The 15,009-nt window shown below is 71.7% G+C and carries 12 protein-coding genes; 9 read left to right on the top strand and 3 right to left on the bottom strand.

From position 1 onward, the window contains the following. Positions 1-164: 164 nt before the first annotated feature. A complete protein-coding gene (locus SSNG_RS15535) occupies positions 165-968 on the bottom strand; it encodes a hypothetical protein (RefSeq protein WP_007264798.1) in 804 nt (267 codons plus the stop codon). A 61-nt stretch (positions 969-1,029) separates the two neighbouring features. On the opposite strand from SSNG_RS15535, the gene SSNG_RS15530 reads away from it, so the two are divergent. The 4 genes from SSNG_RS15530 to ilvD all read left to right on the top strand — a co-directional run bounded on the left by SSNG_RS15530 (position 1,030) and on the right by ilvD (position 6,984). Continuing rightward, on the top strand, positions 1,030-1,956 hold the full coding sequence (locus SSNG_RS15530) for a Ppx/GppA phosphatase family protein (RefSeq protein ID WP_007264797.1): 927 nt from the start codon (positions 1,030-1,032) through the stop codon (positions 1,954-1,956). A gap of 1,583 nt (positions 1,957-3,539) precedes the next feature. Next, positions 3,540-4,364, top strand: a complete 825-nt coding sequence (locus tag SSNG_RS15525; protein ID WP_007264795.1) for a sugar phosphate isomerase/epimerase — start codon at positions 3,540-3,542, stop codon at positions 4,362-4,364. Further along, complete coding sequence (locus SSNG_RS15520) at positions 4,361-5,011, top strand: TetR family transcriptional regulator (RefSeq protein ID WP_050779635.1); 651 nt, start codon at positions 4,361-4,363, stop codon at positions 5,009-5,011. The genes SSNG_RS15525 and SSNG_RS15520 overlap by 4 nt, the downstream gene beginning before the upstream one ends. 122 nt (positions 5,012-5,133) lie before the next feature. Further along, on the top strand, positions 5,134-6,984 hold the full coding sequence (gene ilvD, locus SSNG_RS15515) for a dihydroxy-acid dehydratase (RefSeq protein ID WP_007264793.1): 1,851 nt from the start codon (positions 5,134-5,136) through the stop codon (positions 6,982-6,984). 34 nt (positions 6,985-7,018) lie between these two features. Here ilvD and SSNG_RS15510 read toward each other — a convergent pair whose 3' ends face one another. Continuing rightward, positions 7,019-9,121, bottom strand: coding sequence for a serine/threonine-protein kinase (locus tag SSNG_RS15510; protein ID WP_007264792.1), 2,103 nt, complete (start codon positions 9,119-9,121; stop codon positions 7,019-7,021). Between the two features lie 106 nt (positions 9,122-9,227). Here SSNG_RS15510 and SSNG_RS15505 point away from each other — a divergent pair, with 106 nt between their 5' ends. The 5 genes from SSNG_RS15505 (at position 9,228) to proC (ending at position 12,696) form a co-directional block, all read left to right on the top strand. Beyond that, positions 9,228-9,533: an SH3 domain-containing protein gene (locus tag SSNG_RS15505; protein ID WP_007264791.1), complete on the top strand. Its 306-nt coding sequence runs from the start codon at positions 9,228-9,230 to the stop codon at positions 9,531-9,533. Positions 9,534-9,610: 77 nt separating this feature from the next. Continuing rightward, on the top strand, positions 9,611-10,144 hold the full coding sequence (locus SSNG_RS15500) for a hypothetical protein (protein WP_007264790.1): 534 nt from the start codon (positions 9,611-9,613) through the stop codon (positions 10,142-10,144). 86 nt (positions 10,145-10,230) lie between these two features. Continuing rightward, positions 10,231-11,061, top strand: a complete 831-nt coding sequence (locus tag SSNG_RS15495) for an ABC transporter ATP-binding protein (RefSeq protein WP_007264789.1) — start codon at positions 10,231-10,233, stop codon at positions 11,059-11,061. Then, complete coding sequence (locus SSNG_RS15490) at positions 11,058-11,795, top strand: ABC transporter permease (protein ID WP_007264788.1); 738 nt, start codon at positions 11,058-11,060, stop codon at positions 11,793-11,795. The genes SSNG_RS15495 and SSNG_RS15490 overlap by 4 nt, the downstream gene beginning before the upstream one ends. Positions 11,796-11,886: 91 nt before the next feature. Next, positions 11,887-12,696, top strand: a complete 810-nt coding sequence (gene proC, locus SSNG_RS15485; RefSeq protein WP_007264787.1) for a pyrroline-5-carboxylate reductase — start codon at positions 11,887-11,889, stop codon at positions 12,694-12,696. Positions 12,697-12,761: 65 nt separating this feature from the next. On the opposite strand, the gene trpS is transcribed toward proC, so the two are convergent. After that, positions 12,762-13,760, bottom strand: a complete 999-nt coding sequence (trpS, locus tag SSNG_RS15480; RefSeq protein WP_007264786.1) for a tryptophan--tRNA ligase — start codon at positions 13,758-13,760, stop codon at positions 12,762-12,764. Positions 13,761-15,009: the final 1,249 nt, after the last annotated feature.

Here is a 15,009-nt window from a genome sequence, read left to right as displayed (position 1 = left end):
CCGACCCCGACGCCCACGCCGACGCCGACGCCCCCGGCCCCGGACCCCACGCCCACCCCGACGCCCACACCGACCCCGACGGACCCGGCGCCGTCCTCAGGAGGAACGGTTTCCCCCGACCCGGGGGCCGGGTCGCCGGCCGGCTGAGGAGGCCCGGCTCCGTCCTACTGCGGGTCGGCGGGGTGCGGGGCCATCGGCAGCAGCGACGCCAGCCGCGCCTCGCACAGCTTCACCAGCTCCGCGTAGGCCTCCTCGCCCATCAGCTCCGTCAGCTCCGCCCGGTACGACACGTACACCGGGTCGCCGGCGCCGTGCGCGGACGTCGCCGACGTGCACCACCAGTGCAGGTCATGGCCGCCCGGGCCCCAGCCGCGCCGGTCGTACTCGCCGATCGACACCTGGAGCACACGGGTGTCGTCCGGCCGGTCGATCCAGTCGTACGTCCGCCGGATCGGCAGCTGCCAGCACACGTCCGGCTTCGTCTCCAGCGGCTCCTGGCCGCTGCGCAGGGCCAGGATGTGCAGGGAACAGCCCGCGCCGGCGGGGAAGCCGGGCCGGTTCAGGAAGATGCAGGCACCGTCCCAGCGGCGGGTCTGCTTGTCCCCGTCGTCGTCCAGCTGGGTCCAGCCCGACTCGCTGCCGACGTCGTGGAACTGCCACAGCTCGGGCGTGAGCCGGGCCACGTGCTCGGCGACCCGCTTCTCGTCGTCCTCGTCGGAGAAGTGCGCGCCGAGGGTGCAGCACCCGTCGGACGCCCGGCCCGCCTGGATGCCCTGGCAGCCGCTGCCGAAGATGCACGTCCAGCGGGAGGTCAGCCAGGTCAGGTCGCAGCGGAAGACCTGCTCGTCGTCGGCGGGATCGGGGAACTCCACCCAGGCCCGGGGGAAGTCGAGGCCCTTCTCGTCCGACACCTTGTTCTTCTTCTTGATCTCGGTCTTGCTCTTGCTGGCCTTCTTCGTATTTGGCACAAGCCCAGCGTAAGCGCCCCTTCCTCCACCGCTCCGCGTTCGGCCCAGTAGCGTTTCCCGTATGAGACTCGGTGTCCTTGACGTGGGTTCGAACACGATCCATCTGCTGGTGGTGGACGCGCACCCCGGCGCGCGCCCGCAGCCCGCGCACTCGCACAAGGTGCAGCTGCGGCTCGCCGAGCTGCTCGACGAGCGCGGCGCGGTCAGCCCGGAAGGCGTGGAGCGCCTCGTCTCGGCGATCGCTGGCGCGGTGCAGGCGGCCGAGGACAAGGGCTGCGAGGACGTGCTGCCGTTCGCGACCAGCGCGGTGCGCGAGGCCCCGAACGCCGACGAGGTCCTGGCCCGGGTCAAGGAGGAGACCGGCATCGAGCTGCCGGTGCTCAGCGGCGAGGACGAGGCCCGGCTGACCTTCCTGGCGGTCCGGCGGTGGTTCGGCTGGTCGGCCGGGAAGCTGCTGGTCCTCGACATCGGCGGGGGCTCGCTGGAGATCGCGTTCGGCATAGACGAGGACCCCGACGCGGCCGTCTCCCTGCCGCTGGGCGCGGGCCGCCTCACCTCGGCCTGGCTCCCGGGCGACCCGGCGGACGCGGCGGACGTACGGGCGCTGCGGCGGCACGTCCGGGCGCAGATCGCGCGCACCGTCGGCGAGTTCAGCCGCTTCGGGGCGCCGGACCACGTGGTGGCGACGTCGAAGACCTTCAAGCAGCTGGCCCGCATCGCCGGCGCGGCCCGCGAGGCCGACGGCCTGTACGTGCAGCGCGAGCTGACGCGGAAGTCCCTGGAGGAGTGGGTGCCCCGCCTGACGGCGATGACCACGACGGAACGCGCCGCCCTCCCCGGCGTCTCGGAAGGCCGCGCGGCCCAGCTCCTGGCGGGCGCGCTGGTGGCGGAGGCGACGATGGACCTCTTCGGCGTGGACGAACTGGAGATCTGCCCCTGGGCCCTCCGCGAGGGCGTCATCCTCCGCAGACTGGACCACCTGCCGTAGGGGGCGCCGGTACGCAGCCTGCGGCGCGGGCGGGGGCGTACGCGGTTTGCGGCGCGGGCCCGCTATCTCCCCCTCGACCCCCAGGGGCCGGGCGGCGGCTGCCCACCCGCCCCCGTCTGCGGCCGGGACGTCGGTGAGCGGTGTCCCCTTGCCCCGTCTCAGGGAGGGTTGGGGGTTTCCCGTCAGTCCCATCGTCCTTCCGGTTCGGGCCGGTCCCTCAAGGGCGCTCCTTCGTCGCGTCACTGCGTGATCGCCTTCGGCGACCCTTGACCGACCGACCCGAACCGGAAAGCCGAAAGACTTCCGGGAAACCCCCAAAGAAACGGCACGGTCCAACGTTGGAGGAGCGGGTCGCTCAGTGATGAAGCGAGGGGCCGGGCGCCGGCCCGCCGGGCATCCGGGCCCCAGATCCGTGATTCGGGGCCAGGGGCGCGACTGCCCGCACGAAAGCTCGATCAGAGCCCCCCGCCGACCACCCAAGCGCGACAGATCGCTACGCGCTCCTCTCTTCTCGGCGCCCGGCGACCGCCCTGGGCTGATACCCGCACCCAGAGGTCGAACAGGGCGGCCCGGGAAGCGCCCAGGCGCAGTAGATCGCTACGCGCTCCTCTGATCTCGGCGGCCGAAGGCCGTCCGGGGCTGGATGGGCCGCGAAATGGGCGGATGAAGGGCTTCGAGGAGCGCCGAGTTCGGTCCTCCCGCAGGATCTTTGGCGGCTTGTCGGAGTCTGCGGGTGTCTTTTTCACCCGCAGACTCCGACAGACGACCATCCGACCCCATCCCAGCCCTCCATATATGGGCAAAGGGTGTGAGCGGGTCTTCTGGGGGCTCATGACCGTCCCAAGACGGCGGCGTGCCGCCGAGATCAGAGGAGCGCGTAGCGATCTGACGCGCCCCCCGGGCATCCTCGGCTGCTCTGAGCGTCTTTTGGTGCGGGTATCGGCCCAGGGCGGTCGTCGGACGCTGAGATTTGAGGAGCGCGTAGCGATCTGGCGCGTCTGGGAGCTCCGCAGGTCGCTCTGGTCGCCCTCTCGTGCGGGTAGTCGCGCACAGGCTCCGGATCTCGACTCTTGAGGGGTCGGATGCCCGGCCGGCCAGCCCCGGCCCCTCGTCTCATCGCTGAGGGACCCGTCCCTCTCGCATCGTCCGTCCCGTTTCTTTGGGGGTTTCCCGGCAGTCTTTCGGCTTTCCGGTTCGGGTCGGTCGGTCAAGGGTCGCCGAAGGCGATCGCGTAGCGACGCGACGAAGGAGCGCCCTTGAGGGACCGGCCCGAACCGGAAGGACGATGGGACTGACGGGAAGCCCCCAACCGGCTCTGAGACCGCCCCAGGGGAACACCGCTCCCCGACGTCCCGGCCCGCAGACAAGGGGGCGGGTGGGCAACTGCCGCCCGGGCCCTGGGGGTCGAGGGGGAGATAGTCCGCCCGCGCCGAAGTGCCCGGTGGTGTCGCGTGCCTGGCCGCCGGCCAGCCGACGGCCGGCGTGTGCCGCGCCCTGGGTGGGGCGCCGGTTTTCATTCGAAAAGTATGACGAAAGTGCTGCCGCTTGCGGATCGGCGGGGAGGGGCCCCGTAATCTGTCACCGTGGCAGATCCGCTCCGTATCCCGAACAGCCGGACCCCGAAGGTCGCCCTGTCCACCGCCTCCGTGTACCCGGAGTCCACGGCGACCGCCTTCGAGATCGCCGCCCGTCTCGGCTACGACGGGGTGGAGGTCATGGTCTGGACGGACCCGGTGAGCCAGGACGTCGACGCGTTGCGCCGCCTGTCGGACCACCATCAGGTGCCGATCCTGGCCGTGCACGCGCCCTGTCTGCTCATCACCCAGCGGGTGTGGTCCACCGATCCGTGGACCAAGCTCCAGCGGGCGCAGGCCGCCGCCGAGCGGCTGGGGGCGTCGACCGTCGTCGTGCATCCGCCGTTCCGCTGGCAGCGGCAGTACGCGCGGGACTTCGTCTCCGGGATCTGGCGGATGGCGGACGAGACGGATGTGCGCTTCGCCGTCGAGAACATGTACCCGTGGCGCTACCGGGACCGCGAGATGCTCGCGTACGCGCCCGAGTGGGACGTGACGAAGGACGACTACCGGCACTTCACCGTCGACCTGTCCCACACCGCCACCGCCCGGACCGACGCCACCGCGATGATCGACCGGATGGGCGACCGGCTGGCGCACGTCCACCTCGCCGACGGCAACGGGTCGGCGAAGGACGAGCACCTCGTCCCCGGGCGCGGTACGCAGCCCTGCGCCGAGCTGCTGGAGGGGCTGGCCCGGAGTTCCTTCGACGGGCACGTGGTGATCGAGGTCAACACGCGGCGCGCCATGTCCTCCGCCGAGCGTGAGGCCGACCTCGCCGAGGCGCTGGCCTTCACCCGGGCACACCTCGCCAAGCCGGCCGGGCGCCGGTGAGCGAGCCCGTGAAGCGGCGGCGGGGTCCCGGCCGGCCGCGCCAGGACGAGGCCGACGACGGCCCCGGCACCCAGGAACGGATCCGGCTGGCGGCCCGCGAGGTGTTCGCGGAGCGCGGTTACGACAAGACGTCCGTGCGCGGGATCGCCAAGGTGGCCGGGGTGGACCCGGCGCTGGTGCACCACTACTTCGGCAGCAAGGACGACCTGTTCGCCGCCGCCGTCGAGGTGAGCATGGAGCCCGCCCTGGTGGTTCCGGCCATCCTCGGGGAGGGCCCGGACGGGATCGGGGAACGGCTGCTCCGGTACTTCCTGGGGGTGTGGGAGAACCCGGTGACCCGGGCGCCGCTGCTCGCCGTGATCCGGTCCGCGCTGACGCACGAGGCCGCCGCGAAGGTGCTGCGCACGCTGGTGCTGCGCCGTCTGCTGGAGCGGATCGCCGCCGATCTGGACGTCCCGGATCCGACGTTCCGGGCGGAGCTGGCCGCCTCGCACATGGTCGGGATCGCGATCCTGCGGTACGTGGTGCAGGTCGAGCCGCTCGCGTCCGCGGACCAGGAGGACATCGTGGCCCTGGTGGCTCCGACGCTGCAGCGCTACCTGACGGAGGAGTGCCCGGGGAGTGCCCGAGGAGTGACCGAGGAGTGACCCCTCCGTCCCGGCATCCGGACGAACCGTCCGGATCGCGGGCGGTGGGCGTAGCCTCGTAACCGAGCCATATCCGCAGTCGCGGCTGACCGTACAGCCGCACTCATGGGGAGTGAAACCGCATGCCCGAGCTGAGGTCCCGCACCGTCACCCACGGCCGCAACATGGCAGGCGCTCGTGCGCTGATGCGCGCGTCGGGCGTAGCGAGCGAGGACATCGGGAAGCCGATCATCGCGGTCGCCAACTCCTTCACCGAGTTCGTCCCCGGCCACACCCACCTGGCGCCCGTCGGCCGCATCGTCTCGGACGCCATCCGCGCCGCCGGAGCGATCCCCCGCGAGTTCAACACCATCGCGGTCGACGACGGCATCGCCATGGGCCACGCCGGCATGCTGTACTCGCTCCCCTCCCGCGACCTGATCGCGGACAGCGTGGAGTACATGGTCGAGGCGCACTGCGCCGACGCCCTGATCTGCATCTCCAACTGCGACAAGATCACCCCCGGCATGCTGATGGCCGCGCTGCGCCTCAACATCCCGGTCGTCTTCGTCTCCGGCGGCCCGATGGAGGCCGGCCAGGCGACCCTGGTGGACGGCACCGTCCGCAAGCTGGACCTGATCGACGCCATGGTCGACGCCTCCAACGAGAACGTCTCGGACGAGGACGTCCTGCGCATCGAGGAGAACGCCTGTCCCACCTGCGGTTCGTGTTCGGGCATGTTCACCGCCAACTCGATGAACTGCCTCGCCGAGGCCATCGGCCTGGCCCTCCCGGGCAACGGCTCGGTCCTCGCCACGCACACCGCCCGCCGCGCCCTGTACGAGGACGCCGGCCGCACGGTCGTGGAGATCACCAAGCGCTACTACGAGGGCGGCGACGAGTCGGTCCTGCCGCGCAACATCGCCTCCCGCGAGGCCTTCGAGAACGCCATGGCCCTGGACATCGCCATGGGCGGCTCGACCAACACGATCCTGCACCTCCTGGCCGCCGCGCAGGAGGCGGGCCTGGACTACGACCTCAAGGACATCGACGCCGTCTCGCGCCGCGTGCCCTGCCTGGCCAAGGTCGCCCCGAACGTCGCCCCGGGCGGCACGTACTACATGGAGGACGTGCACCGCGCCGGCGGCATCCCCGCGATCCTCGGCGAGCTGCACCGCGGCGGCCTCCTCAACAAGGACGTCAGCACCGTCCACTCCGACGGCCTGGACGACTGGCTCGCGAAGTGGGACGCCCGCTCCGGCACGGCGTCCGCGGAGGCCATGGAGCTGTGGCACGCGGCCCCCGGCTGCAAGCGCTCCGCGACGGCCTTCTCCCAGTCCGAGCGCTGGGAGAGCCTCGACCTCGACGCCGAGGGCGGCTGCATCCGCTCCGTGCAGCACGCGTACTCCAAGGACGGCGGCCTCGCCGTCCTGCGCGGCAACCTCGCCGTCGACGGCTGCGTGGTGAAGACGGCCGGCGTCGACGAGTCGATCTGGACGTTCGAGGGCCCGGCGGTCGTCTGCGAGTCGCAGGACGAGGCCGTCGAGAAGATCCTCCGCAAGGAGGTCCAGCCCGGTGACGTCGTCGTCATCCGCTACGAGGGCCCGCGCGGCGGCCCGGGCATGCAGGAGATGCTCTACCCGACGTCCTTCCTCAAGGGCCGCGGCCTCGGCAAGGTCTGCGCCCTGGTCACGGACGGCCGGTTCTCCGGCGGCACCTCGGGCCTGTCCATCGGCCACGCCTCCCCGGAGGCGGCCTCGGGCGGCGACATCGCCGTCGTCCGGGACGGCGACCGGATCCGCATCGACATCCCGAACCGGTCGATCGAGCTGCTGGTCTCCGACGAGGAGCTGGCCGCCCGCCACGCGGAGCTCGGCGGCGTGTACGCGCCGAAGAACCGCGAGCGCACGGTCTCGGCCGCCCTGCGCGCCTACGCGGCGATGGCCACCAGCGCCGACAAGGGCGCGGTCCGCGACGTGTCGAAGCTGGGCTGAGCCTCCCGGATCCCGTGAACCCCGCCGAGGTGGCCTACCACCCGGCGGGGTTCCGCGCGTCCAGGGCGAACACCGTGCCGTCGGGGGCGGAGGCGTAGACGCGGCCGTCGGCGACCACGGGGGAGGGGATGGTGGCGCTGAAGGTGCCCTGCGAGGCCATCCGCGGCTTGGTCTGACCGGTCAGCCGCCCGGCGGCGTCGACGGCCAGCAGCCGACCGTCCCCGGTCATCAGGTACGCCTGTCCGTCCGAGACCGCAGGACCGGAGCCGCTCGCCGCCCCCGTCTCCAGCCGCCAGAGCTCCCGTTCCGTGCTGACCGCGACGAGCGCGCCGCCGCCGCCGAAGGCGTAGACCGTCCCGTCGGGGCCCACGGTCGCCTCGGCGTCGAACAGCGGTGCGGGCAGCTGGACCCGGCGGACGGCCCGGGTCGCCGCGTCCACCCGCACGATCCCGCTGGTCTTGGCGCCCGCGTCACTGTCCAGCAGGTGCACCGCGCCGTGCGCCACACCGACGGGCCGCAGCTTGCCGGTGACCCGCGTCTGCCAGCGCACTGCGCCGGCGGCCGGATCGACCTCGGCGAGCTGCGTCGACGCGCCGTCGCGCGCGGCGGTCGCCACGTAGAGCACGGGCGCGCCCGACACCCCCGGACCACCCCACCACACCGACCCGGCGTCGCCGATCTTCTGCGTCCAGCGCTGGGCGCCGCTCGCACCGTCGAGGGCGGTGACGGTCCCGTCCGTGGTCACGGTGAGCGCGTACGGGCCCGCCGTCACCACGCGCGTGCCGCCGGGCAGCTTCCGCTGCCAGCGTTCCGCACCCGTGCCGGGATCCAGCGCCTGGAGCCGTTCACTGCCGGGCGCCACCGCGAGGACCAGCCCGCCCGAGTGGAGGGGTGGGCTGCTGGCCGCCACGCCCCGGCCGGGATTGTCCGCGCGGACCGTCCAGGGGGCCGAGCCGTCCGCGAGGTCGAGGCGGGCGGCGGCCAGGCCCCGCCCCGAGCAGTACAGTCCGCCGGGCCCCGCCGAGCAGGACACCGGGGGTGAGCCCGGCGAGGCGGACCAGGGCGCGAAGGCCTTCCCCGGCTTCGCGGAAGCGTGCGCGACCGGCTGCTTCGCCGTTCTGGCGCCGTCCGCCCAGCGCAGGTAGCCGCCGGCGGCCCCGGCCGTGAGCAGCACCGCCAGTCCCGCCACCAGCAGCGTCTTCCTGCGCCGCCGGCGTGGAAGCGGCGGGTCCGTCGCGATCCGCTCCCGCTGGTGGGTGACCTGCTCCTCAGCCGGGGGTCTGCGCGGGTGCGGTACGAACGCCTGGGTGTCCTCGCCCGTCGGGTACGCCACGGCGCGCATCTCCGCGATCAGCGCCTCGGCGGTCGGTCGCTCGGCCGGGTCCTTCGCCAGGCATCGCGCCACGATCGGCACGAGGCGGGCCGGCAGCCCCGTCAGGTCGGGCTCGGCGTGGACGACCTGGTACGCGACGAGGTAGTGGCTGTCGGAGTCGAAGGGCCCGCGGCCGGTCGCCGCGTGCACCAGCACCGCGCCCAGCGCGAACACGTCGGCGGCCGTCCCCACGTCCCTCGGCCGCTGGAACTGCTCGGGCGCCATGAAGGGCGGGGTCCCGATCAGCTTCCCGGTCTCCGTGCGCAGGTCGCTGTCGGCCGGGCGCGAGATGCCGAAGTCGATGACGCGCACCCCGTCCGGGGCCATCAGCACGTTGCTCGGTTTCAGGTCCCGGTGCACCACCCCGGCCCGGTGGATGTCCCGCAGGGCCTCCGCCAGCCCGGCGGCGAGCCGCGTCAGCTCGACGGGGTCCAGTACGCGTTCGCGTACCCGCTCCGACAGGGTGGGGGCGTCGATGAAGAGGGTGGCCATCCAGGGCCGCTCGGCATCCGGGTCGGCATCGACGACGGGAGCGGTGAAGGCGCCGCTCACCCGCCGCGCGGCCGCGACCTCCTGCCGGAAGCGGGCCCGGAACTCCGGATCCACCGCGTGCTGGGCGTGCACGACCTTGACGGCGAGTTTCAGCCCGGAGCTGGAGGCGGCCAGGTGGACGACGCCCATGCCGCCGGAGCCGAGCACGGATTGGAGCCGGTACTGACCGGCGTATTCCGGAAACCCGGCGTAGTCCGCGCGCCGCGACTGCACCGCTCACCACCCCCGCCGGAGCCTAGTCGATGGCCCGTGGGAACATCCAAGGGCTCGCTACCCTGCGCGCGTTGCGCAGCGCAGCAACCCATGGGGGGAGATTCACATGTCCATCGAGAATGATTCCAGCCAGGTGAACGGCCTCGCGGCCGCCGACGCGGGCTTCCAGTCGTACCCGACGGCGCCCGGCTACCGGGTCAACATCCGCAGCGGCCCCGGCACCAACTACGCCGTCATCGACGCCGTACCCGTCGGCGGGTACGTGACGATCCGCTGCCAGTGCCCCGGTACGACGGTCTCGGGCCCGTACGGCACCACGGACCTGTGGGACTGCGTCGGCAACGGCCGCTTCGTCTCCGACGCCTACGTCCACACCGGCGCGGACGGTTACGTGGCGGGCCGCTGCGGCTGACCAGCCCGGCCGAGATCACCGTTCTGCCAGGTGAGACACCCCCGGCGGGTCCCGCCCGCCGGGGGATAATCGGCACCGTGAGCGACGACGACCAGCAGCGAGACCAGAGCCAGAGCCCCGCCGCGCCGCCCGCGTCGGCCCCCGGCCCGCAGCCCGAGCCGATCCGGTTCTTCGGCACCTCCTGGGTGGACCACGGCAACGGCTACGCCCTGCGCCGCGCCGGCGTGGCCGCCGGCTCGCTCGCCGCCGCCGTCGCCGGCGCGTACCTGCTGCGCTTCGCCTACGAGGGCCTGGAGATCGGCGACGTCGGCCCGTTCCTCAGCATCTCCGTCGTCGTGCTGTTCGCGATCGCCAGTGCCATCGCCTTCGCCAAGACCTGGGAGTCCTTCGGCCGCCGCCCGCGCCCGTCCTCCGACGAGGCCGCCCTCAAGGGCCTGAAGACGATCGGGTTCATCGGCTCGCTCATCGCCTACTTCCTGCGCAGCCTGTCCGAGGCCCCGGGCGAGAAGCTCCGCCGCACCGAGTACGAGCAGGCCGTGGCCGAATACGGCCGTCGCCGCAGCGCCCGTACGGGCAACCCGGCCGCGCGCCGCCCCAAGCGCAAGAAGTAGCCCGGCCGCTTCCGGGACCGGACCGCGTCGGTCGAACACCACCCGGCTCATTGACGCCCGGCACAGCCGGGAGCATTATTCATCACATGATGAATAACCCGCCGGAGGAACCCCCTCCCGCCGTACACGCCCACGACCTCACCGTCCGCCGCGGCACCGGCCGCCACCCCCGCACCGTCCTCGACGGCATCGGCTTCGACGTCCCCCGCGGCCGCATCACCGGCCTCCTCGGCCCCTCCGGCTGCGGCAAGTCCACCCTCATGCGCGCCGTCGTCGGCACCCAGGCCCACGTCACCGGCACCCTCGACGTCCTCGGCCGCCCCGCCGGCCACCCCGCACTCCGCTCCCGCATCGGCTACGTCACCCAGGCGCCCTCCGTCTACGACGACCTCACCGTCCGGCAGAACCTCGACTACTTCGCCGCCGTCCTCGACCCCGGCCGCGCCGCTGCCGAACGCCGCCGCGCCGCCGTCGAGCAGGCCATCACCGACGTCGACCTCACCACCCGCGCCACCGCCCTCGCCGGCAACCTCTCCGGCGGCCAGCGCAGCCGCGTCTCCCTCGCCGTCGCCCTCCTCGGCACGCCCGAGCTGCTCGTCCTCGACGAACCCACCGTCGGCCTCGACCCCGTCCTGCGCCGCGACCTGTGGAACCTCTTCCACGACCTCACCGCCCGCCGCGGCACCACGATCCTCGTCTCCTCCCACGTCATGGACGAGGCCGAGCGCTGCCACGACCTGCTCCTCATGCGCGACGGCCGCATCCTCGCCCAGGACACCCCCGAAGCCCTCCGCACCCGCACCGGCACCGCCACCGTCGAGGAAGGCTTCCTCCGCCTCGTCGATGAGGCCAACGCCAACGCCTACACCAACGCCAACGCCCGAACCGAAGACCTCACCCGGGAGACCCAGCGATGAACGGCGCCCGCACCCTCGCCACAGCCGCCCGCGTCCTGCGCCAGCTCCGCCACGACCCGCGCTCCATCGCCCTGATGCTGCTGGTCCCCGTACTGATGCTCACCCTGCTGCGCTACGTCTTCGACGGCAGCCCCCGCACCTTCGACGGCATCGGCGCGTCCCTCCTCGGGATCTTCCCCCTCATCACGATGTTCCTCGTGACCTCGATCGCCACCCTCCGCGAACGCACCTCCGGCACCCTCGAACGCCTCCTCGCCATGCCGCTCGGCAAGGCCGACCTCATCGCCGGCTACGCCCTCGCCTTCGGCGCCGTCGCCGTCGTCCAGTCCCTCCTCGCCACCGGCCTCGCCCTCTGGCTCCTCGGCCTCGACGTCACCGGCTCCCCCTGGCTGCTCCTGCTCGTCGCCCTCCTCGACGCCCTCCTCGGCACCGCCCTCGGCCTCTTCGTCTCCGCCTTCGCCGCCTCCGAGTTCCAGGCCGTCCAGTTCATGCCGGCCGTGATCTTCCCGCAGCTGCTCCTGTGCGGCCTGTTCGCACCCCGCGACACCATGCAGCCCCTGCTCGACGGCCTCTCCGACGTCCTGCCGATGTCCTACGCCGTCGACGGCATGACCCAGGTCCTCACCCATACCGACATGACCGCCGACTTCGTACGCGACGCCGTCGTCGTCGCCGCCTGCGCGCTGCTCGTCCTCGCGCTCGGCGCCGCCACCCTGCGCCGCCGCACGCCCTGACCACGGAGCGGACACCCCCTCGCCACGGCGCGGACGGGTGCAAGGATGAGGGCGTACGTCCTGAAGGTTCGTTCGGCGAGGTGAATCGGGCATGACCCAGACAGTCGCAGTCCTCGGTACCGGCAAGATCGGCGAGGCCCTCCTCAGCGGGATGATCCGCGGCGGCTGGCCGGCCGCCAAACTGCTCGTCACCGCACGCCGCCCCGAGCGCGCCGAGGAACTGCGCACCCGCTACGGCGTCAAGGCCGTCAGCAACGCCGAAGCCGCCAAGCGCGCCGACACCCTCATCCTCACCGTCAAGCCGCAGGACATGGGCAAGCTCCTCGAAGAGCTCGCCCCGCACGTCCCCGCCGACCGCCTGGTCATCAGCGGCGCCGCCGGCATCCCCACCGCCTTCTTCGAGGAGCGGCTCGCCCCCGGCACCCCCGTCGTCCGCGTCATGACGAACACCCCGGCCCTCGTCGACGAGGCCATGTCCGTCATCTCCGCCGGCAGCCACGCCACCGCCGCCCACCTCCAGCACGCCGAGGAGATCTTCGGCGGCGTCGGCAAGACCCTCCGCGTCCCCGAGTCCCAGCAGGACGCCGCCACCGCCCTCTCCGGCTCCGGCCCCGCCTACTTCTACTTCCTCGTCGAGGCCATGACCGACGCCGGCATCCTCCTCGGGCTGCCGCGCGCCCAGGCCCACGACCTGATCGTCCAGGCCGCCATCGGCGCCGCCGTCATGCTCCGCGACAGCGGCGAGCACCCCGTCAAGCTCCGCGAGGCCGTCACCTCCCCGGCCGGTACGACGATCAACGCCATCGTCGAGCTGGAGAAGCACGGAGTACGCGCGGCCCTGATCGCCGCCCTCGAAGCGGCCCGTGACCGCAGCCGAGAACTCGCCACCGGCAACAGCTGACGATGACGACGCAAGGAGGGGGGAGGAGCCGGCCGCCCCTCCCCCTCCTTCACCCCTTCACCCCTTCACGGAGCCAGCAGGCCGATGGCCTCGTACGCCCGGTCGACCACCGGCCGCGCGATGTCCCGCGCCCGCCCCGCCCCCTCGCGCAGCACCCGTTCCACCTCGCCCGGATCGGCCGCCAGCCCGGCGTGCCGCTCCCGCATCGGCCGCAGCAGCTCCACCACGGCCTCGGCGACGTCCCGCTTCAGCGGCCCGTACTGCTCGTACTCCTCGGCCAGCTTCTCCGGCTCCCCGCCCGTACAGGCCGCGAGGATGTCCAGCAGGTTCGCCACCCCGGGCCGCGCCGCCCGGTCGTAGACCACCCCGCCGTCCCCGCTGTCGGTCACCGCACGCATCACCTTCTTGGTGATCACCGTCGGCTCGTCGAGGAGATAGACGATCCCGGCGCCGCTCTCGCTGGACTTCCCCATCTTCGACGTCGGGTCCTGGAGGTCCATGACCCGCGCACCCACGGCCGGCAGCGTCACCTTCGGCACGGTGAACGTCTGCCCGTACCGCTGGTTGAACCGCACCGCCAGGTCCCGGGTCAGTTCCACGTGCTGCCGCTGGTCCTCACCGACGGGCACCTCCTCGGCCGCGTACGCGAGGATGTCCGCGGCCATCAGCACCGGATACGTCAGCAACGACAGCCGGACGCCGTTCCCGGCGGCCTCCGCCTTCGCCGCCTTCTCCCGGTACTGGATCATCCGCCGCAGCTCCCCGTCGGCGGCGGTGCACTCCAGCAGGTAGGAGAGCCGGGTGTGCTCGGCGACGTGGCTCTGCACGAAGAGGGTGCACCGCCGCGGATCCAGGCCGGCCGCGAGGAACAGCGTCGCGGCCTGCCGGGTGAGGCGCCGCACCCGCGCGGGATCGTGCTCCGTGGTGAGCGCGTGCAGGTCCACGACGCAGAACAGCGCGTCGGACGGCGCGTGCTCGGCCGCGACCCACTGCCGCAGGGCCCCCAGGTAGTTGCCCAGCGTCAGGTGCCCGGACGGCGTGATCCCGCTGAAGATCCTCGTCATGTCTGCTGCTCTCCCTCTGAGTGCGTGAGTGCGTGAGTGGTGGTGTGGTGCCGTGGCCACCGCGCCGGCGACCGAGCCACTCCCGAGGGGGAGAAACAGAAACGGCCGCCGTAGCGGCGGCCGTGAGCGCGTGCGTGCTCGCGTTGGGGGTCGGCCGCCGTCAGGCGGCCCACCAGCGAAGGCTGAGCGTGAGCACGTGCGTAGTCATGGGGCCCAGCGTAGACCCGGGGCCGTGAGGAGCACGTGAGCTTTTCCGGCCAGTCGCACGCCGGTCAGCGGGGGGTTGACACAGATGTGCCCGGTCCGTAAGGTTCTTCGAGTTGTCCGACGTGAGCGCCGACCCCGGTCGGTCCCCGGACAGCCATCCCGCACTACGACATTCGAACGAACGACGCACTCCGTCGTCTCGTTTTCATGCGTATTTGCGAATGAGGAATCCGCGTTCCAGGACGCAGCCGCCGATTGGCTTCGGGGGCAGGGAATCCGCTACTGTCTCACTCGCCGGAAGGGCCCAACAGCCCGAAAGGCAAACCCCGCTGACTGGGGGTCAGGCCCGAAAGGATCTGATAGAGTCGGAACCGCCGGAAAGGGAAAGTGCGAAAGCGCAGGACCTGGAAAGCAAGCGAGAAAGACTCTGATAGAGTCTGAATCGCAAGAACGAAAGCCCGGAGGAAAGCCCGAGAGGGTGAGTACGAAGGAAGCGTCCGTTCCTTGAGAACTCAACAGCGTGCCAAAAATCAACGCCAGAAGTTGATACCCCGTCCACTCCGGTGGATGAGGTTCCTTTGAAAAAGACCTGTCGGGCCTTCGGGCGCTGGCAGGCAACAACACAGCGAGGACGTTGTGGTCAGTCGGTCATATTCCGACCAAGACTGGCCCGCTCTTTCGTGCGTGTGCACCGGATTACCGGTAAACATTCATGGAGAGTTTGATCCTGGCTCAGGACGAACGCTGGCGGCGTGCTTAACACATGCAAGTCGAACGATGAAGCCCTTCGGGGTGGATTAGTGGCGAACGGGTGAGTAACACGTGGGCAATCTGCCCTTCACTCTGGGACAAGCCCTGGAAACGGGGTCTAATACCGGATAATACTCCTGCCTGCATGGGCGGGAGTTGAAAGCTCCGGCGGTGAAGGATGAGCCCGCGGCCTATCAGCTTGTTGGTGGGGTAATGGCCCACCAAGGCGACGACGGGTAGCCGGCCTGTGTTCACCGGCCACACTGGGACTGAGACACGGCCCAGACTCCTA

The sequence above is a fragment of the Streptomyces sp. C genome (assembly GCF_000158895.1).
GTDB classification, from domain to species: domain Bacteria; phylum Actinomycetota; class Actinomycetes; order Streptomycetales; family Streptomycetaceae; genus Streptomyces; species Streptomyces racemochromogenes.
This window is presented reverse-complemented; position numbering and strand designations above follow the sequence as displayed.

Bases quoted from the DNA above. Each gene is read 5' to 3' on its own strand.
- SSNG_RS15530 (WP_007264797.1), top strand. From the start codon at position 1,030: ATGAGACTCGGTGTCCTTGACGTGGGTTCGAACACGATCCATCTGCTG.
- ilvD (WP_007264793.1), top strand. From the start codon at position 5,134: ATGCCCGAGCTGAGGTCCCGCACCGTCACCCACGGCCGCAACATGGCA.
- SSNG_RS15505 (WP_007264791.1), top strand. From the start codon at position 9,228: ATGTCCATCGAGAATGATTCCAGCCAGGTGAACGGCCTCGCGGCCGCC.
- SSNG_RS15495 (WP_007264789.1), top strand. From the start codon at position 10,231: ATGATGAATAACCCGCCGGAGGAACCCCCTCCCGCCGTACACGCCCAC.
- SSNG_RS15490 (WP_007264788.1), top strand. From the start codon at position 11,058: ATGAACGGCGCCCGCACCCTCGCCACAGCCGCCCGCGTCCTGCGCCAG.
- proC (WP_007264787.1), top strand. From the start codon at position 11,887: ATGACCCAGACAGTCGCAGTCCTCGGTACCGGCAAGATCGGCGAGGCC.
- trpS (WP_007264786.1), bottom strand. From the start codon at position 13,760: ATGACGAGGATCTTCAGCGGGATCACGCCGTCCGGGCACCTGACGCTG.